The organism is Cellulophaga sp. L1A9, assembly GCF_009797025.1.
In the GTDB taxonomy this organism is placed as follows: Bacteria; Bacteroidota; Bacteroidia; order Flavobacteriales; family Flavobacteriaceae; genus Cellulophaga.
The window spans coordinates 1,745,861-1,765,611 of record NZ_CP047027.1 but is presented as its reverse complement, the minus strand read 5'-3'; the positions used below and the strand labels follow the sequence as shown (position 1 = coordinate 1,765,611).

17 protein-coding genes are annotated in these 19,751 nt (G+C 35.0%); 9 read left to right on the top strand and 8 right to left on the bottom strand.

From position 1 onward, the window contains the following. Positions 1 to 912 carry an alpha/beta hydrolase gene (locus GQR94_RS07565; protein WP_158974917.1) on the bottom strand — a complete coding sequence of 304 codons (912 nt, stop codon included), beginning with the start codon at positions 910 to 912 and terminating at the stop codon, positions 1 to 3. 96 nt (positions 913 to 1,008) lie between these two features. Here GQR94_RS07565 and GQR94_RS07560 point away from each other — a divergent pair, with 96 nt between their 5' ends. Together GQR94_RS07560 and GQR94_RS07555 are read left to right on the top strand one after the other, a co-directional pair. Further along, positions 1,009 to 1,713 (top strand): DUF1003 domain-containing protein, encoded by a 705-nt coding sequence (locus GQR94_RS07560; RefSeq protein WP_158974916.1) that lies wholly within the window; start codon positions 1,009 to 1,011, stop codon positions 1,711 to 1,713. Beyond that, positions 1,710 to 2,498: a patatin-like phospholipase family protein gene (locus GQR94_RS07555; RefSeq protein WP_158974915.1), complete on the top strand. Its 789-nt coding sequence runs from the start codon at positions 1,710 to 1,712 to the stop codon at positions 2,496 to 2,498. Before GQR94_RS07560 ends, GQR94_RS07555 begins: the two co-directional genes overlap by 4 nt. A 15-nt stretch (positions 2,499 to 2,513) precedes the next feature. Here GQR94_RS07555 and GQR94_RS07550 read toward each other — a convergent pair whose 3' ends face one another. From GQR94_RS07550 to nirB, 7 genes are all read right to left on the bottom strand, one after another. After that, on the bottom strand, positions 2,514 to 3,383 hold the full coding sequence (locus GQR94_RS07550; RefSeq protein ID WP_158974914.1) for a DUF4249 family protein: 870 nt from the start codon (positions 3,381 to 3,383) through the stop codon (positions 2,514 to 2,516). 4 nt (positions 3,384 to 3,387) lie between these two features. Then, positions 3,388 to 5,808, bottom strand: a complete 2,421-nt coding sequence (locus GQR94_RS07545; RefSeq protein ID WP_158974913.1) for a TonB-dependent receptor — start codon at positions 5,806 to 5,808, stop codon at positions 3,388 to 3,390. 257 nt (positions 5,809 to 6,065) lie between these two features. After that, positions 6,066 to 6,428, bottom strand: coding sequence for a hypothetical protein (locus tag GQR94_RS07540; protein ID WP_158974912.1), 363 nt, complete (start codon positions 6,426 to 6,428; stop codon positions 6,066 to 6,068). Positions 6,429 to 6,438: 10 nt separating this feature from the next. Next, positions 6,439 to 8,289 (bottom strand): ATP-binding protein, encoded by a 1,851-nt coding sequence (locus GQR94_RS07535; RefSeq protein WP_158974911.1) that lies wholly within the window; start codon positions 8,287 to 8,289, stop codon positions 6,439 to 6,441. Between the two features lie 35 nt (positions 8,290 to 8,324). Beyond that, entirely contained in the window at positions 8,325 to 8,915 is a 591-nt protein-coding gene (locus GQR94_RS07530; protein WP_158974910.1) for a DUF4202 domain-containing protein, read from the bottom strand. Between the two features lie 24 nt (positions 8,916 to 8,939). Next, the gene (gene nirD, locus GQR94_RS07525) at positions 8,940 to 9,320 is read right to left on the bottom strand and encodes a nitrite reductase small subunit NirD (protein WP_370458278.1); all 381 of its coding nucleotides are present in this window, start codon (positions 9,318 to 9,320) and stop codon (positions 8,940 to 8,942) included. A gap of 41 nt (positions 9,321 to 9,361) precedes the next feature. Continuing rightward, positions 9,362 to 11,875, bottom strand: a complete 2,514-nt coding sequence (gene nirB / locus GQR94_RS07520; RefSeq protein WP_158974909.1) for a nitrite reductase large subunit NirB — start codon at positions 11,873 to 11,875, stop codon at positions 9,362 to 9,364. Between the two features lie 130 nt (positions 11,876 to 12,005). On the opposite strand from nirB, the gene cobA reads away from it, so the two are divergent. From cobA to GQR94_RS07485, 7 genes are all read left to right on the top strand, one after another. Next, a complete protein-coding gene (gene cobA / locus GQR94_RS07515) occupies positions 12,006 to 12,776 on the top strand; it encodes a uroporphyrinogen-III C-methyltransferase (protein ID WP_370458294.1) in 771 nt (256 codons plus the stop codon). 309 nt (positions 12,777 to 13,085) lie between these two features. Next, positions 13,086 to 14,492 carry an MFS transporter gene (locus GQR94_RS07510; RefSeq protein WP_158974907.1) on the top strand — a complete coding sequence of 469 codons (1,407 nt, stop codon included), beginning with the start codon at positions 13,086 to 13,088 and terminating at the stop codon, positions 14,490 to 14,492. 68 nt (positions 14,493 to 14,560) lie between these two features. Continuing rightward, complete coding sequence (locus GQR94_RS07505; RefSeq protein ID WP_158974906.1) at positions 14,561 to 15,265, top strand: Crp/Fnr family transcriptional regulator; 705 nt, start codon at positions 14,561 to 14,563, stop codon at positions 15,263 to 15,265. Between the two features lie 261 nt (positions 15,266 to 15,526). Then, the gene (locus GQR94_RS07500; protein WP_158974905.1) at positions 15,527 to 16,900 is read left to right on the top strand and encodes a CmpA/NrtA family ABC transporter substrate-binding protein; all 1,374 of its coding nucleotides are present in this window, start codon (positions 15,527 to 15,529) and stop codon (positions 16,898 to 16,900) included. Between the two features lie 31 nt (positions 16,901 to 16,931). Beyond that, positions 16,932 to 18,032, top strand: coding sequence for an ABC transporter permease (locus GQR94_RS07495; RefSeq protein ID WP_158974904.1), 1,101 nt, complete (start codon positions 16,932 to 16,934; stop codon positions 18,030 to 18,032). A 19-nt stretch (positions 18,033 to 18,051) separates the two neighbouring features. Further along, the gene (locus GQR94_RS07490) at positions 18,052 to 18,891 is read left to right on the top strand and encodes an ABC transporter ATP-binding protein (protein WP_158974903.1); all 840 of its coding nucleotides are present in this window, start codon (positions 18,052 to 18,054) and stop codon (positions 18,889 to 18,891) included. A 16-nt stretch (positions 18,892 to 18,907) separates the two neighbouring features. Continuing rightward, positions 18,908 to 19,735, top strand: a complete 828-nt coding sequence (locus GQR94_RS07485; RefSeq protein WP_158974902.1) for an ABC transporter ATP-binding protein — start codon at positions 18,908 to 18,910, stop codon at positions 19,733 to 19,735. Positions 19,736 to 19,751: the final 16 nt, after the last annotated feature.

The window sequence follows — 19,751 nt, the reverse complement described above, 5'->3', positions numbered from 1 at the left end:
TTATTTTTTTATAGGCGGAGTTATGGTCTCTATGGTCTGAATTTTTACTCCGTGTAATACATTTTCATATAAGAATTTGGTAATGATATCTTTATAAGAGTATCCCCATTCTGCCCAATTATGTCCGCCTTCTATATCTACATATAGGGAATAGGATTGGTTGAGCTCTTTAAGTTTTTGGGTAATAATTTTAGGCCCATCAAGAAGCACATATCCATCAGAACGTTCGTCACAATTATGGTGTGCTGCAAGTGCATAAGGTACTTTAGTATCTAATTTACCATGAAAGAATAGCATAGGAACTGCGTTTTCTTTTGTTAAGTAGTCGTTATTTAAAGTTGCTCCAGCAAAACTCACAATCCCTTTAATTTTTGCATTGCTATAGTAAATAGTTCTAAATAAATAGTGATTCTTCATGATTACAGTATTGAGAACCATTTCTGCACCAGCACTACTCCCTACAAGAATTACATTATTAGGGTCTACATTAAAACTTTTAGAATAATTAGTGAGATACCAAATAGATTTATTTAAATCTGCAGCAGTTTCTAAATATGTTCTCATTTTTTGAGAGGTTCGATAATCACACCCAAAAGATTGTTTTCTTTGGGATAAACGGTAGTCAATGGAGGCTACTGCGTATCCTTTTTTTGCCAATGCCCTACCCAACCCTTTTTCATCACCACCATTTCTTTGACCTGCAACAAAACCACCACCGTGAACAATGATTACAAGTGGTTTTAATTGTTCACGATCTTTTTTTACATCATAGAAATCTAACTTTAACGTATCTGCATACACTAGTGTTCTTGTCCTAACATCAGAAAAAATATCGTCTTTATATCTTGTTTGACTAAAACAAAGATTGAAGCCAAAAAAGAAAATAAGTATGGTTGAAAAGTATGTATTCATTTTTTTAAAAGAGGCAAAGATATGTAAACATTCATACCAAGCTTGATAATAGACTTAAAAGAAAAGATTATTTTTAATAACCGTAATTGTATGATAATGAAAACCTTTGTGAGTACTATTTCAAAAAAAGAGTTTCCGATTAATGAAAAATTTATAGGGGCAGCAATTAGAAAATCAATCTTTGATATTATCCTTAAAGATTACCCTAGCTTCACTAAAAAAAGTACTATAGCAGTATCTGAATTAAATTTTTACCGACAAAAGTATTTGTCCAATTACCTAATTAAAGAAGTAGGAGAGCTCTCTAATTTGGAAAATGATGTCCTAGAAACCATTGCCAATAATGAGATTATTACGATTAAAAGTAATGTTGATGATGGTGCAGATTATTCGGTAGGTCAACGGCTAGCAGATGTTGTTGCTGCCTTTGGCGGAAGTTGGAAATTTATAATTATTTTTGGTTTATTCATTGCAGTATGGATTACCTCCAATATTGTATTTCTTCTTAATAAGGGCTTTGATCCCTATCCTTTTATTTTACTAAATTTAATACTCTCTTGTTTAGCGGCATTGCAGGCACCAGTAATTATGATGAGCCAAAATAGGCAAGAAGAAAAAGATCGTGAAAGAAACCAGCAAGATTACATGATTAATTTAAAAGCAGAGCTAGAAATTAGAACGCTACATGAGAAAATAGATCATTTAATAATACACCAACAGCAAGAACTGTTAACCATTCAGCAAGTACAAGTAGAGATGCTAGAAGATATCATGAAACAGTTAAATTTAAAATCAAAATGATAAAAACAACTATAGGTATTGCACTATCTGGAGGCGGAGCTAGAGCCGCTGCTCATATAGGAGTATTGCAGGCTTTAAATGACCATGGAATTTTTCCCACCCATGTTTCTGGTACAAGCGGTGGTGCTGTTATTGGAGCCTTATACTGTACAGGGTATGCGCCAATAGAAATTTTAGAATTAACAAAAACGGCTTCTTTTCTGCACATTTTTAAATTAGGATTAGGATTTAAGTCCATTCGAGATATGTCTCGCTTAAAAGAGTTTCTGTATTATCATATAAAGTATGATTTTGAAGAATTGCAAACGCCTCTTTTTTTATCGGCTACAAATTTAGATTCTGGATTAAATGAAATTATGAGTGAAGGAAAGTTATTACCAGCAGTCATGGCTTCTTGTGCTATTCCATTAATTTTTAAACCATTTAACTTTAATGGCAATACGTATGTAGATGGCGGAATTTTAAATAATTTACCGGTAGATGTCCTCAAAGAAAAATGCCAGTTTGTATTTGGTTCTAATGTGAGTGGTCTAGAAAAAGGAAAGAAAGTAAATAGCCGATTAGAAATTGCACACCGTTGCCTTCAATTAGCTATTCGTACCAATGTTGAGCCTAGACTAAAAATGTGTGACCATGCCATAGAAATTCAAGATGCTTTTCATTTTGGTATTTTTGATATTCAGAAAACTCAAGAACTTTTTGATATTGGGTATACGGCCACTGTAAATGAAATGGAAGCTATAAAGTTAAAAATAGCAGCAAAGGGATTATTTTTAAATTATTAGGCGCTTACTTTTTTGTCAATATTGAACTTCTATGATTTTTTCAGTCAGTTGATATCCGCCAAAAACACCAACTCCATTTTCTCCATCTATATTGTCTGGTGCAATACTATATTCAATAAAAGGATTCCCGTCGGAGTCGTCATTTAGGTAGGTGGCTCTTAAGTTTTGATAAATTACTTCTTCAACGTTCGCTACTTGTAACGTTAGTTTTACAGAAGTTCCTTCTTCTAAAGACCCTGTATACGCAGACGTCTTATCATTTAAAATAACACCATCTCCGATAGCATCTGTTAGAAAGCCACCCGTTTCAAATTGTAGTGAGCCTTGATATATATCTTCTTCAAATGTCTCTTCGTATTTGGCACCAACAATATAAAAATTTGCAGTACCCACTATATCCTTAAAACTTATATCTACATCCGTATAGACACCGTATTCATCACGATCTGTAGCGAGGTTTTCTAGAATAGTAGCTACTTTTTTAGGAATTTTACAACTTGAGGTATAGGTTTCTCCTTGTGTAATTACTTCTAAAAAATATTGACTTCCCTCTGTTATTTTAAGATTTTCTGCATTGGTAGAATACATAGAATTTTCATTAGAATATAGAAGCTGTACAGAATTCCCTTCAACATCAGCTATGCTTACTATAGCGTCTTCAATAATAAAAGACGTGTAATTTTCCATGTCATCAAAGCTTAGTGGTGTGCCAATAGCAGGTAGTGCTTTAGAAACGCTTGCGGTTAAAAGAGTATCTGTAGGAGATATATAACTTATTATATACACTTTTTCTTCTGCATCTAATAACTTGTCAGCATCTACAACTTTTTGACATCCCGAGAATACGATTAAAATAAAAAACAGTATGGTGATTAATGTTTTCATAAACTTAGAATTTTAGGTTGTAATTTATAGAAGGTATGAGCATAAGTACAGAGGTTCTGGTTAACTCTTTTTCTGAAGTGGCATCCGGGTCATTGTAATCGTAATATTTATCATCGAGGGTGTAAATGAACGGATTTTGTCTAGAGTATGCGTTGTATAATGACACTCCCCAAGTACGCACTTTGTTGTTCTTTTTCTTTTTATGAAATTGAATTCCTAAATCTAGTCTGTGGGTAGTTTCTCCTCTAAAATTATTTCTACCTGAACTAAATTCTTCATTTCCATTAAAATAATCGTAATTCGTATTGATTGGAAAATTTCCTAAATTATTCAAACGTTGTAAGTTAGGAAGCGTATAATTATTACCTGTAGATAACACCCAGGTTCCAGATAAGGTTATTTTTTCACTAGGCTTATAAATACCTACTAATGATATATCATGTCTGCGATCATAGCGGTCAAAGAATTTCTTTCCTAAATTTAGTTCATCAAATTGTCTTTCAGACCAGGAAAGTGTATAGCCCAACCAACCAGTTAAAGGCCCTGATTGTTTTCTAAAAAGAAGCTCTGTACCATAGGCCCACCCTTGCCCTGTGGTAATATTCTCTTCCCAATTTATGTTTTTCCCACTTTCTAAATTGTCAAGTGCTAAGAATGATGCCCCTTCTTTATAAGAAATTACATTGTCTAGTTTTTTATAGTAAGCTTCAGCAGATAATGAATAGTCTTTTTCTTGGAAATCTTTTGCAATTCCAATAGCATATTGTTCTGAGCTTTGAGGCTTTACATTATCTGTAGAAGAAACCCATAAATCTGTTGGTAAACCAATGCCTGAACTTGATAACAAATGAATGTATTGATTCATTTTAGAATAAGATGCTTTGAATGCTAAATCAGGTCTTAAATTATACGACAAGGCAATGCGAGGTTCAAAATTTAAATAATTTTCTGCTTTATAGTTAAAGTAACTGGCCCTGAAACCAGGAGAAAAATTAAGCTTATCGGTAACCTTCCAATCATCTTCTAGGTATACTGCACCTTCAAAAGAATTGAGTTCTTGTATTTTGTTAATAGTACCACTATAGGGATCTTTGATTACAACTCTTTGAGGGGTAAAATTATGTCTTGTTGCAATAGCTCCAAATTTTACACTGTGGTTGTTATTTGGGTAGTAATCAAAATCTGTTTTTATAGAATAATCATCAATACCAGAGCTTGTATTAAATAAGTAGTTTTCATCATACTCATCAATTTGTAAATCTTCATTGTCAATATTAATTTTGAATTCGTAGTTACTAAAAATAAGAGAAGTATTAGCAAATAGTTTATTACTAAATTGATGATTCCAGCGTAGGGTTGAGGTAATATTTCCCCAAGCTAATTTTGTTTTTTCTTTAGCTGTTTCATCAAGATATCTGCTGTAAAATTTATCTTTTCCATAGTAATTACTCCAATATAATTTATCTTTTGAACTAAAGACGTGATGTATTTTAAAGTTTAAATCTGTAAAAAAATAACCGCCATTCTCATCTTTATTAAGAAAAGGTTGCACTATTAAATCGGCATAAGTACGTCTTCCGCTCATGATAAAGGATGTCTTCCCTTTATTAATTGGCCCCTCAAGTACAACGGATGATGAAATTAATCCAATATTTATATTTCCAGAGAGTTTTTCTTTATTGCCATCTTTCATGCCTATATTTATGACAGAAGATAATCTGCCGCCATAGCGGGCAGGAAAACCACCCTTAAAAGCTTCTACGGACTTGATAGCATCACCATTAAAAACGGAAAAGAAACCAAACAAGTGATTAGAATTATACACCACAGCATCATCAAGAATTATTAAGTTTTGATCTGGTGTTCCTCCGCGTACATGAAATCCGGAGCTGCCTTCTGACCCTCCTTGAATGCCAGGTAAGAGTTGTAAGGTCTTTAAAACGTCTTTTTCACCGAGTAATGCAGGAAGATCTTGAACATCCATAGGGTTAAGACGAACAGCACTCATTTGCGTTACTTTACTTTCTTTAACATTCTGGTCAGCTATAACGACAACTTCAGATAAGGCTTCAGACGATGCTATTAAATTTACGAATACTTCCAAGTCAGCATTCAAATCAATTTCTTTGGTCTGGGAGGTAAAACCTATATAGGAGAAGATTACAGTGTGCTTTCCTTTTGGTACGGTAAAAGAAAAAAAGCCATATTCGTTTGTGATGGTACCCACTTTTAATTCTGGAATATAAACAGAGACTCCAAATAAATTTTCACCACTACCCTGTTCTTTTATATAACCACTTACAGTATATTTTTCTGCCTGATGAGGCGTGGATTTTTTGTGGATAAAATTTCGTTTTTCTTTTGCTGATAGGCTGTTCGAAATAAAAAGAATAATGAATACGGAGTAGAGTAGTTTTGTTTTCAAGGAGCGCTAGTTGTGTCCAATTACTTGGATGTGGTTAGTTTTTGCAAAACTTATAGTTTCTAATAAACGTTAGGAGCTATGCCTCAGCAATTAAGGTTTATTTTCTAAGTTTTCTTGTTAAACAAAACATAAATAGTCTTTTGTAGACTATAATTTAACTTTTATTTAATGTTTAGCCTGTTTGTTGTAGAAATAAATTTATCTATTCTATGTGCTATCCTTTGTGTTTAGGGTCTAAAAATAACAAATGTTGACTTTTAAAGCTTAGGGTTTGGGTAATGGTTAGCTTGATCTTCTAATGGTTGATCCATGCAAATAAAATCTTTCTCTATTAAAATACTTATTGCATCACCAGCTGAGGTGGTATGGATGTTTTCAAAGCCTACAGTATTATTGGTAGCCCAATCTTTAGTGTCTTCTTTAGGGAAATATAAGGTGATGGTGTTGTTGGTGTAATCTGCCTCTAGTTGTGAGATACCTTCTTTTGCTACTAATTCATAAGAAAATTGAGTTGTTGCAAATGACGTTTTCTCACTTAAAAAACCTGTTTTACAAAAGGTTTCTACATCACTTTTTGTGAGTCTATATCTTAAAGTATTTCCTTTAATTCTAATTTTCATTGGTGATAATTTAGGAAACTAAATGTACCTCTTTTTCTGGTGCAGTAGTTTTATAATTAATAGTAACTCGGGTGCCTTGACCTAGAATAGAATTTATAAATAACCTGCCGTTAATATAACTGATACGTTCTTTCATATAAAAAAGCCCCATACCTCCCTCACTAGTGTTTTTTGGCATTTTTTCAAGAAGACTTTGGTCAAACCCTTTGCCGTCATCATCTATAACAATACTCAGGACACTGTCTGTGTATTTAATGCTTAATAAGATGTAATTGGCTTCTGCATATTTTATAGCGTTATTTACAGCCTCTTGTGCCACCCTGTAGATGTTGGTTTCGGCGAGCGAATCAAAACGAATGAATTTTTCGGTTTTATTATCAAAGAGAATATTTTTGCCTGTTAATTTAGCTAGTTCAGAAGTCATTTTCTGCAAAGCAGGAATAATACCATGATCTTTTAATTCTGGTGGCGTTAAATTAAAAGTAGCTGTTCTAACCCCTTTGATCAAATCGGAACAAAGTGTTTTCAAATACGCTATTTTTTCTGCCGTTTTGTCTTTATTATCTAGGTTAATAGATTCTATATTAAATTTTAACGCAGTTAACATCTGGCCAATTCCATCATGAATATCTTTGGCAATACGTTTCCGTTCTTCTTCCTGACCCTCAACAATCTGACTCGCTTGCACCTTTTTTTGAAGTATTTTATCTTCAAAATTTTGTTTAATAAGCTGCTCAACTTTTTCTTGGTTTTGTTTCCGCTCTGTGATATCAGAACAAAGAATAAGGACGCTTTGTTTTTTACTAGATTCATGCAACGGAATAATAGACATGTCTAACCAAATAGTCTCAGCTCCCTGTGTTTCTACATTAATTTCTTCGGTTCGGATCGTCTTCCTATTGCTTTTTAAAACTTCTTTTAAATATTGTTGTTGACCTTCGTTAGTGGTGAGTAGTTCGGATAGGGGTTTTGATAAATCTTCATCAGTACACTCTAAAAGTTCCTGAAATTTTTTGCTGATAAAGACCACACTCCCGTCATTTTTGGCACTGGCAAACAGCGCTGCATTATCAATAACAAAATTAAGCTCTTGCAGTTCTTTTAACGACTTTTCTTTTTCTTGATACAGTTGTTGAATTTTATCGGTATTGGTATCAGATTCTAGCTGATTTTTCATCAGTCTAGAAATAGTATTTTTAATTTGAAGAGAGAGCGGTTTAAAAATAAAGACGATTTCTAAAACTAGAATTAACAAGGAAAAAATAAGTAATAGGTATTCTTTAAACTTTAAATTTTCAAGTTGTGTTTTACTCCGGTTATCATATTCGTTAACAATAACATCCATCAACCTTAAAAAAGTGCGTTCGTTATTAAGTAGTGTTTGAATATTTTTTTGGTTAATTTCTGGGCTACGTTCAATTTGTTTTTCTTCCTCCGTAATGACATGTTCTGCGGCCGTAATCATAGCAGTATGGTAAGGAGTAATTTTCTTGAATAGCGCTAGAATATCTTGATGGGTCTCCTTTTGAATCCCCATAGAATCATTCCCAAATTGCAGTGCTTCGTGAGATATTTTCCACGTTGTGATGGTCTTTTTTAATTCCGTTAGTATTTGTTTCCTATCGGAGCCAGGTTGTTTTAATAGAAGCGCTTCTTTTACTAATTTCTGACTATAGGCACGCTGTCTACCCGCAACGTTAATAACTCTAGAATCGTCTAGTTGAGAATTTAAATGTACTTGTATTAAAATTTGAGCTACAATAATAGTAAGTGCAATTCCGGCTAGAGCAAGCAAATACCATTTTCGAATTCTCAAAAAGGTAGAAGAGTCTAGCGGTCGCTCAAATTTTGTTTTGCTCATGATATGGATACTGATAAACGTATAAAATCTAAGATTTAGCCTTGTAATGCTTTCCCCACTAGGGCTAAAGAGTTTGCAGATAAAGGAAGTTTTAATGCCGCTTCTTGACCTACTTCAGACATTTTACGCCATGTTTTTTGTAAAATATCAATCAGTTTTTCTTCTGAATATTTTTGGGCAAAAGGCTCAAAGTAATATTCAAGAAACACCAAACAGATTACGTCTTCTAGCGTTTGGGTTTCTTCGTTTTTTTTAAGTTGTTTTTTCTCTAATAAAAATGCGACACGATCAATTGTTGTTTGGTCGTAGCCAACATTCTCAAGTATTTCTCCTGCTTTTTTAGCATGGAATTTTTTTAGGTCTTGGCGCCATGTTAAGTAGCCAGCTCTATTCATTTCATAGGAATCTCGAGGAATTTCCCATCGGCAAATGTGTTGGCACCTAGCGGTAAGTTGTAATACTTCTGATGCATCAGGAGCAAAAGCGTTTAACTTTTTAGTCATTCGGATGGCATAGAGTACTTCTTTAGCATATTCTTTACCTTCATAAATTTCTTTATTTGGGTCTTGCTCGTTTGCGTTATCAAAAAGTATAAAAGCTTTTTCTAGTTTATCCGATGATGCCATAATATTTCAGGGTTTGCTCCAAAGCTATTCAGAAAAACCAATATACACAAAACCATCTTCTATTTTTACAGGATAAGTTGAAATAGCAGATAAGGTACCATTTAAATTTTCTCCTGTTTCTAGAGAGAAGGTATTTTTATGCAGAGGACAAGCTACTTTTGGAGTACCCATATCTTCGCCAATCATTCCGCGAGAAAGCACCATTTCCATTTTATGTGGACATAAGTTTTGGCACGCGTACCATTTATCTTCTCGTGTAAAGTTGAAAACTGCTATTTGTTTTTCATTGTACTTTACGCAAGCACCACCATTTTTTGGAAATTTTGTTACGGCAGCAGCCTTAAACCACACTGTTACATTTTCAATAGAAGTTGTATTGTATTCTTTTAAAATTGAATCTATCATTTTATTAGCTTTTCGTTCAACATTATGTGATGTATTTTATTTTAAGCCCAAGGAGCAGGCATTTTCTGTTCTCTTAAAGACACAAATTCTATATTTTCATCTGCTTCTGTAGAGTTTACGAAATGTGTATATTTTGCTCTAATTTCTGGATTCTCAACGGCTTCTTTCCACTCACATTTGTAAGTATCTACTAAATGTTGCATTTCTTTATCTAATTGGTCTACAATACCCAGACAATCATTAATTACCACGTCTTTTACATAGTCTATACCACCTTCTAGTTTATCTAACCAGGCAGCAGTACGCATTAAGGGTTGTGCCGTTTGTATGTAATACATTAAGAAACGGTCTACGTATGTAATAGCAGTCTCTTTGTCTACCTTTTCTGCTAACAGCAAGGCATGTTTAGGAGTAGCTCCGCCGTTTCCGCCAATATATATGTTCCAACCACCTTCTACGGCGATAAATCCAAAATCTTTACCACGTGCTTCTGCACATTCACGGATGCAACCAGAAACGCCACCTTTAAATTTGTGAGGAGAACGGATGCCTTTGTACCTGTTTTCTATTTCTATAGCAAAACTTACGCTTTCATCCATACCGTACCTACACCAAGTAGAACCTACGCAACTTTTTACGGTTCGTAACGATTTACCATACGCTTGTCCGGTTTCAAAACCTTCCGCGATGAGCTCTTCCCAAATTAATGGTAATTCGTGCAGTTTGGCGCCGAACATATCAATACGTTGTCCGCCGGTAATTTTGGTATACAAATCATATTTTTGAGCAATTCTACCCATAGCAATCATTTGCTTTGGAGAAATTTCGCCACCAGCAACACGGGGTACAACAGAGTAGGTGCCATTGCGTTGTATGTTTGCTAAGTATCTATCGTTGGTATCTTGAATAGTGTCTTGTTTGTTAGCTGTTTCGTTAAAAATACTAGCAAATAGAGAAGCAGCTAAAGGCTTACAGACTTCACATCCGTTTCCTTTTCCGTGGGTGTCTAATAATTCATCGTAGTCATGAATCTTCTTCATTTTTACGATGTCATATAATTCTTGACGCGAATAATCAAAATGCTCACAGATGCGTTCTTTGACCACCTTACCTAAAGATTTTAGCGTTTCGTTCACTAAATCGGTCACCATAGGTTTACAGCCACCACAACCGGTAGTTGCTTTAGTAGCTTTAGCAACATCTTTAACGGTTTCATTGCCATCGTCTTTTACAGAGCAACAAACTTGTCCTTTAGTAACCGCTTCACAAGAACAAACCACAGCAGTATCTGGTAAATCCATAGCACTACCAAAAGATGCGCCGCCATCTCCAGCAGGGAGTATCAGTTTTGAAGGATCTGAAGGAATAGGCATACTATTCAAATATATTTGATGTAACATGCTATAATCAGAAGCATCACCAACTAAGATGCCCCCTAATAATTTTTTACCATCAAGACTTACATTTATTCTTTTATATAAGTGTTGTGTTTTATTTTCAAATATAACAGAGTGTCCTTTTGCAGCTGGCATAAATGGTTCTCCAAAGCTAGCTACATCAACACCTATAAGTTTTAGTTTGGTAGACATGTCTATCTCAGCTGCCATTACATTATCCGTCTTTCCTGTGATTTGATCTACAGCAACTGTCGCCATTTCATAACCAGGAGCCACTAAACCATAAATCATTTGGTTGTATAAGGCAATCTCTCCAATGGCATAGATGTTTTCGTCAGAAGTTTGCATTTTATTATTAACGGTTATACCACCGCGGACTCCCATTTTTAATCCGCTAGACTTGCCTAATTCATCACGAGGACGAATCCCAGCAGAAATCACTAGCATCTCTACATCTAACACATCATCTTCGCCAAATTCCATTCCTGTAATAGCTTCCTCTCCCAATATTTGATTGGTTGCTTTACTTAAATGAATATGTAAACCAATAGATTCTAGCTTTAATTGCAGTACTTGACTACTTCTAGAATCCAACTGCCTAGGCATTAACTTAGGTGCAAATTCTACAATATGTGGTTCTAAGCCCATATCCATGACCGCTTTCCCTGCTTCTAAACCTAAAAGTCCGCCTCCAAGAACAGCGGCTTTGGCATTGGGGTTTTTTACTTTTAATTCCGCTGCATAGGATAGCATACCTTCTAAGTCTTCAATGGTACGATATACAAAGACTCCCTTTTTTTCTACGCCTTTAATAGGAGGTACAAAAGCAGAGGAACCTGTTGCCAAAACAAGATAATCGTAAGAGAAATCACGATTTTTTGCGGTAGTAATAGTTTTCTCTTCTCTATTAATATCTGAAACGCGCTCGTTTACCATGAGTTCTATACCATTTTCGGCGTACCATTCTGCGGGAGCCATTTCTAAGGCTTTAGCATCTTGGTTTTCAAAAAACTCACTTAAATGAACCCGGTCATAGGCAGGTCTTGGTTCATCACCAAAAACAATAAGCTTATAATCTTCACTTGTTTCTTTTGCTACAAATTTTTCGCAAAATTTATAACCTACCATTCCATTTCCTACTACGATTACGGTTTTCATACGTACGGGTTTATCATGTTATGAAGCAAAAATACGTATAATTACGTATATTTTAGGTAATTTTATAAAAATAAATACGTAGGTTTGTTATCATATTAATAATTCTACACCTTAAAAAATAGAAATTATGATGTCAAACAATAATCCAAAAGTTAGTTTAGTGGGTGCAGGCCCTGGTAGCAGCGACCTTATCACGAGAAGAGGTTTCAAGGTATTGCAAGAGGCATCAGTAATTTTATACGATGCTTTGATAAGTCAAGAATTGCTTGATGAAATTGATGAGCATATTCCAAAAATATACGTAGGTAAGCGCTGTGGAGAACATTCTTTTTCACAAGATGATATTAATAGATTGATTGTAGAAAATGCTTACCAATACGGACATGTGGTTCGTTTAAAAGGGGGAGATCCTTTTGTATTTGGTAGAGCAAGTGAAGAAATAGAATATGTAGCATCTTTTGGAATACCGGTAACCGTAGTTCCAGGGTTGACTAGTGCTATTTCGGTTCCTGCTAGTCAAGGAATTCCTGTAACTCGCAGAGGAATTAGCAGTAGTTTTTGGGTGATGACGGCCACAAAAAAAGATGGCTCTTTTTCTCAAGATCTTAAATTGGCAGCACAATCATCTGCAACTTTAGTGATATTGATGGGAGTACGTAAGTTTAATGAAATCGCTGAAGAAATAGCAAAATATAGAAAAGGCATCACTCCTTTTGCAATCATTCAAAACGGTACATTCGATAAAGAGGTTTGTATTACAGGTACCTTATATAATAGGGAGGCGCGCTTGCATCAGATAAATACTTCATTACCAGGGATTATTGTTATTGGAGATGTTGTGGCAGAGCATCCTTCTTTTTTTGAAGAAGAACTCCAGCGTGTACTTCATTCTAATTTTTAATTCATTCAGTTTATAGCCGATATAATCAGCATTTTGGTTCTGCCTTGATCCATATGCTGATTAATATATCGGTGAATTATCTCATTTTTAAGTACTTATAGGTATTTGAAATACTTCTCTAAATATGAAATTTTTAATATACGCTTCTCTTTTTTTTCTATTTGATAGAATTTCTATGAAAATCTTGACACTTTAATAAAAATACGTATACCGAACCTTTTTTAATTAAGTATATACGTATTAATACGTAATTATACTTATTTTTGAGAAGTAGTTGGAATCTAGTATAACTTTCAAAATAATAAAGACATGAATAATACGACATCAAATAAAGCAACGAAACTAAACTTCCGTGATTTTAAGAGTATTCAAATGAAGACATTTTGGATTACGTCATTAGCATTCTTTCTTTGCTTTTTTGCTTGGTTTGGGATCGTTCCTTTTATGCCAGATGTAGTTAAAGATTTAGGCTTGAGTCCGTCTCAAAAATGGAACTCAATTATATTAGCCGTTTCAGGAACGGTGTTTGCACGTTTGGCTGTTGGTAAATTATGTGATAAATACGGACCAAGGTTGTGTTATACCTATTTATTGGTGTTTGGTGCAATTCCGGTAATATTACTGGGTTTTGTGCAAACCCCTATGCAGTTTTTGGTATGTAGGTTTTTTATAGGTTTTATAGGAGCATCTTTTGTAATTACACAATTTCATACATCTATTATGTTTGCTCCTAATATTGTAGGTACTGCAAATGCAACTTCTGCGGGTTGGGGAAATTTAGGAGGTGGAGCTAACCGTTTAGGGATGCCCTTAATTGCTGCGGCAGTTGTTGGTTTTGGTGTGGCAGATGAAATTGCTTGGCGTTACTCTATGGTTATAGCAGGTCTTTTGTGCCTTGCAATGGGTTTTGTTTATTACTCCTTTACAAAGGATACGCCCGACGGAAATTTTGCGGAATTGAAAGAAAAAGGTGAAATGCCTATTTTGAAAAAAGATGAGGCATCTTTTGCTAGTGTATTAAAAGATTATAGAGTTTGGATATTATTTTTAGTCTATGCTGCTTGTTTCGGAATTGAATTAACCGTGTATGGGACTATGGATGACTATCTTCAAAATAGATTTGGTTTAGAAAGATCGTTCGCAGGAAATTTAGTATTGTCTTTTGCTTTAATGAATATTTTTGCCCGTACTCTTGGAGGTTATTTTGGAGATAAATTTGGAAATAGTAAAGGCTTGCGAGGTCGTGTAATTTTCTTAGCAGTTATTTTAGCTGCCGAAGGAATAATGCTGTCTTTCTTTTCTATGACAATAAGTCTCGCTGTAGGGATGATTTTTTTGATAGCTTTTAGCTTAACGGTGCAAATGGCAGAAGGAGCAACATTTTCTGTGGTTCCATTTATTAATAAAAAAGCAATAGGTTCTATTTCGGGGATTGTTGGTGCAGGGGGGAATGTAGGAGCATTTTTTGCAGCCTTATTATTAAAGTCAAAATCTGCTATTGCAGAAAGTAGCGCTATTTCAGCAAACAGTAATCTGGGCGAAGAAGCTGTAAAAGCAGCGCAAACATTAGCTTCCGCTTCTGCAGTTTCGGCAGGATACTTTGTGATTGGGGGTTGCATTTTAGTTGCGTCTTTATTGTCATTAGCGATAAAATTTGCCACTTCAGAGGAGACTGTTCCTTCAGAAAAATTAAATATTCAATTAGCAGATAAATAATAGGGTAAAAAATATTGAATACGCTAACAGCACATACACGGAATGTAAATTCAAAAAGATACAATTCTTTGAATACTGCTTGCGAAAGTTGTTTCAACACTAATTGTCTGATCAATAGAAATACTTCTTCAGAGCAAGTAGCGCTATTTTCTACTATAAAAACAGAAATTACTTGTAAAAAAGGGCAACAGTTCATTATTGAGGGAGCACCCGTCAATGGGCTCTTCTTTATATTAAAAGGTAAGGTTAAGGTATATAGGACAGGAATACACGGTAAGGAACAAATTGTTCGTTTTGCAAAAGAAGGAGAAATTATTGGGCACCGGGGTTTTGGTACTGAAGAATATTATTCCATAGGGGCTATAGCGCTAGAACATACGGAGCTTTGTTATTTCTCTAAAGAAACATTACAAAAAGCCCTAAAGAGTAATGCTAGTTTTGCCTATGATTTAATGCTTTTTTATGCCGATGAATTGAATAGAAGTGAAGCAAAAGTCAAATCTATTTCACAAATGACGGTAAGGGAACGCGTGGTAGATACCTTATTATATATCCACAGAAAATTTAAAGATTACAACGGATTTTTAAATCTTGCCTTAAGTAGAAGAGAGTATGCAGATTATGCAGGCACAACAGAAGAACAAGTCATTCGTATATTTTCAAGCTTAAAAAAAGAAAATCTCATCCATACAAAAGGTAAAAAAGTAGGCATTACTAATGTAGACCTACTCAAAAAAGAAATCTCGGAGCATAACTTCTATCTGGATTTATAGTCGCAAATTATTTCTGGTTTATTTTTAATCAGTTCATAGTGGTAAGAGCACAAAACACCAATTACGTACAGCTACGTAATTGGTGTTTTGTTTTAATGCTCTTTATGCTAGTCTGTTACGCTGAAAATATGTTTTATAGCAGGTTTTGTTATGGGATAAAAAGAGGTTTGGTGCTGCGCTAATTCATGAAATTTCCGTTTAAGTACTTATATATTTGTCATTATTAAGTATTAGTACGTAGAAAACTATAAATAATCAACTATGAAACATGTAATCAAAAAAGTGGCTTTTTCTTTTATGGCAGCTATGCTTCTTTCGGCTTGCGGAGGAAAAGAAAAGAAAGCAAAAGAAACGTCTTCAGAAGAAGTAAAAGCGAATTCTTTAGAAATAGAAAAACCCCAACTAACCTTTGGCTTTATCAAATTAACAGATATGGCACCTTTGGCAATTGCTAAAGAAAAAGGGTTCTTTGAGGAAGAAGGACTATACGTTTCTGTGGAAGCACAATCTAACTGGAAAAATGTTTTAGACCGTGTTATTGACGGACAATTAGATGGTTCACATATGCTAGCAGGTCAGCCTATTGCTGCGGGAGCTGGTTTTGGTAGGCAAGCTAAATTGGTAACTCCTTTTTCTATGGATTTAAATGGAAATGCAATTACCGTTTCAAATGATGTTTGGTCTAAAATGAAACCAAATGTACCTGTTGGAGAAGATGGAAATCCTGTACACCCAATAAAAGCCGATGCATTAAAACCAGTAGTTACGGAATACAAAAACAGCGGTAAACCTTTTAAAATGGGAATGGTTTTTCCTGTATCTACACATAATTATGAAATACGCTATTGGTTAGCAGCAGCGGGTATTCACCCAGGAATGTATACCGCAGAAAATGTGCAAGGACAAATAGATGCCGAAGTTTTACTTTCTGTTACGCCTCCGCCACAAATGCCAGCAACACTAGAATCAGGTACTATTTATGGGTACTGTGTGGGAGAGCCATGGAACCAGCAAGCAGTTTTCAAAGGAATTGGAGTGCCAGTGGTAACCAATTATGATATCTGGAAAAACAATCCAGAAAAGGTATTCGTGATGACAGAAAAGTTTATTGAGGATAACCCAAACACAGCAGTAGCCGTTACAAAAGCACTTATTAGAGCAGGAAAATGGTTGGATGATCCTGCAAATAGACCAGAAGCTGTAAAAATATTATCTATGTCACAATACGTAGGTGCGCCAGAAGAAGTCTTGGCAAATTCTATGACAGGTACTTTTGAGTTTGAAAAAGGTGATAAGCGTTCTATGCCAGACTTTAATGTGTTTTACAAGTATAACGCAACATATCCTTTTTATTCTGACGGAATTTGGTTTTTAACTCAAATGCGCAGATGGGGGCAAATTCCTGATGCAAAACCAGCAGCTTGGTATGAAGAGACCATTAAAGATATTTATAGACCAGATGTATGGAAAAAAGCAGCCGACTTATTAGTAGCTGAAGGTAAAATTCCTGCAACAGATGTGCCTACAACAGATGGGTATAAGCCAGCAACTGCAGATTTTATTGATGGCACTACCTATGATGCAAAAGATCCTATAGGATACATCAACAGTTTTGCAATCGGTAACAAAGATTAAGTAGTACAATAACCAAGGAAAAGAACAAAAGATGAAACAAGAAATCACATTGGAAAAAGAAAGCCAAGGCATTACATTTTTAAAGCCAATAGCTACACTGTTCAAAGCGAAATTTGAAAAAGATGCTGTAGTAAAGTCTTTGAAAAAAACAGGAATTACACTGGTATCTATTCTTTTGTTCCTGGCCTTATGGCACCTTGGATCAAAGGCATTATACAACAAAGAAGCTACCTATAAAATTGAAAAAGCTTTATCAGAACAAGGTCAGGAAGCGGCAGATGCAGAAAAGGCGTGTATAGCATCTGGGGATAGTAGTTGCCAGCCCAATACTCTGCCTTCTCCTACACAAGTTTGGGCTTCTTTTCAGTCTTTAATAGCAGATCATAAACTTATAAAAGCGAAGAAAGAAGCTTTTGCTACTAAAATGGCAGCTACCAATGAAAAATTGGTAGCACAAGGTAAAGATGCTATCATTTATACGGGGCGTGCATCCTTTGTAGATACTGTTTTAACGAGTATTAAAACTGTTTTTGCAGGGTTTCTCTTAGCACTAATCATTGCAGTACCTATTGGAGTTGTGATTGGTTTGAGTCCGTCTTTACGAAGTGCATTCAATTGGTTTATACAAATATTTAAACCAGTATCACCAGTAGTATGGTATTTGTTGGTTTTTATGATTGTAAAAACCTTGTACATCGGTGCAAACTCCGATAATGCTTTTGTCATCTCGTTTATTAGTGTTGGCTTGTGTTCTATGTGGGCTACATTGGTGAATACCGCAATGGGAGTTTCCTCAGTAGATAAAGATTATATCAATGTGGCTAAAGTGCTAAAATTAGGCACCTTTCAGAAAATATTTAAAGTAATTCTACCCTCATCATTGCCTTTGATTTTTACAGGGTTGAGAATTACATTGTCTGTGGCGTGGATGGTTCTAATTGCAATAGAGTTGTTGGCACAAAGTCCAGGTTTAGGATTATTTGTTTGGGAAGAGTTTCAAAATGGCGCCAATGATTCTAACGCTAAAATTATCGTTGCCATGTTTGTTATCGGGATTATAGGATTCCTTTTAGATAGGCTAATGCTTATGGTACAGCAAATGGTATCATTCAATAAAAACGAAGGAATATAATTTTTCTAATACGAGTCTTATGGCATATTTAGAACTAAAAAATGTTTGCAAAACATACGGTCATGGAAAAGATAGTACTGCCGTGCTTTCTAATATCAATTTAAAAATTGAAGAAGGAGAATTTGTAGCTATTGTAGGGTTTACTGGGAGCGGAAAAACAACCTTGGTGAATCTTATAAACGGACTCATAAAACCTACAAGTGGAGAGATTTTGTTTAAGGGAGAACCTGTGGTAGGTACAAGCCATGAACGCGGAGTTATTTTTCAAAATTATTCCCTACTTCCATGGTTAACGGTTGCTCAGAATGTATCCATGGCGGTCAAAGAAGCTTTTCCAAAAGAAAGTAAAAAAGAAATAAAAGATAGAGTAGCTAACTATGTAGAAATGGTTGGCTTATCACACGCGATTAATAAAAGGCCAAAAGAGCTATCTGGCGGTATGCGTCAACGGGTAGCAGTGGCAAGAGCTTTAGCAATGAAGCCGGAGATGATTATTATGGACGAACCTTTAGGGGCACTTGATGCTTTGACAAGAGGGAATTTACAAGATGAGATTTTGAATATTTGGAATCAAGATAAGCGCACAGCATTATTAATTACAAATGATGTTGATGAAGGGATCTATATGGCAGACCGAATTATTCCATTAAAACCAGGGCCTAGGGCAACCTTAGGCCCAGAGTTTAAAATAGAAATCGCCCGCCCTAGGGATAAAACAGAATTAAATGATAATGTCAATTTTATGAAAACAAGAAATGAGATTATCGCTTATTTAATGGCAATTGGTGAAGACCGAAAATCTGTTTCAGAAGTAGAATACGTGCTGCCAGATGTAGCTCCAAAAAGTTTTGTAAACTAATTTTATCATAAAAATCATGAATTCAGCACCCATAGATACCAAAGACTCTTATTTAGAAAATGGGATTTACTACCCTTCAAAGGTAATGTTAGATCTTAAAGACCTAAAAAAGGTGTATCCTACGCCTAAGGGAGATTATGTAGTTCTTGAAGATTTGAATTTACAAATCATGAAAGAAGAGTTTGTTACCATTATTGGGCATTCTGGTTGTGGTAAAACAACCATGCTTTCTATGATTGCCGGTCTCAACCCTATATCTGGAGGAAATATTTCCGTATTAGGAAATCCTGTAAAAGGTCCGGGTCCAGATCGAGGTGTTATTTTTCAATCACCAAGTTTAATGCCTTGGATGACAGCATTACAGAATGTGCTTTTAGGAGTTAATCAAGTATTTCCACACGCCACAAAAAAACAACGTACAGATATTGCTAAATATTATTTGCACAAAGTAGGATTAGATGGGGCTTTCCATAAAAAGGCAACAGAACTTTCTCAAGGAATGCAACAGCGGGTGGGTATTGCAAGAGCCTTTGCTATTAAGCCTAAGGTATTGTTATTAGATGAGCCTTTTGGAATGTTAGACTCTTTAACAAGGGGTGAGCTTCAAGATATTCTGATAGAAATATGGAATAAAGAAAAAATTACCGCAGTAATGATTACCCATGATGTAGATGAGGCCATTTTTCTTGCGGATCGTGTGGTGATGATGACCAGTGGACCCAAAGCCAAGATTGGCGATGTGCTCAACATCGATTTTGAAAGACCAAGAACAAGAAAATCTGTCTTAGAACATCAAGATTACTACAAATACAGAAAACACTTAATAGATTTTTTAGAACATTAAAACAAGTTGAAAATTT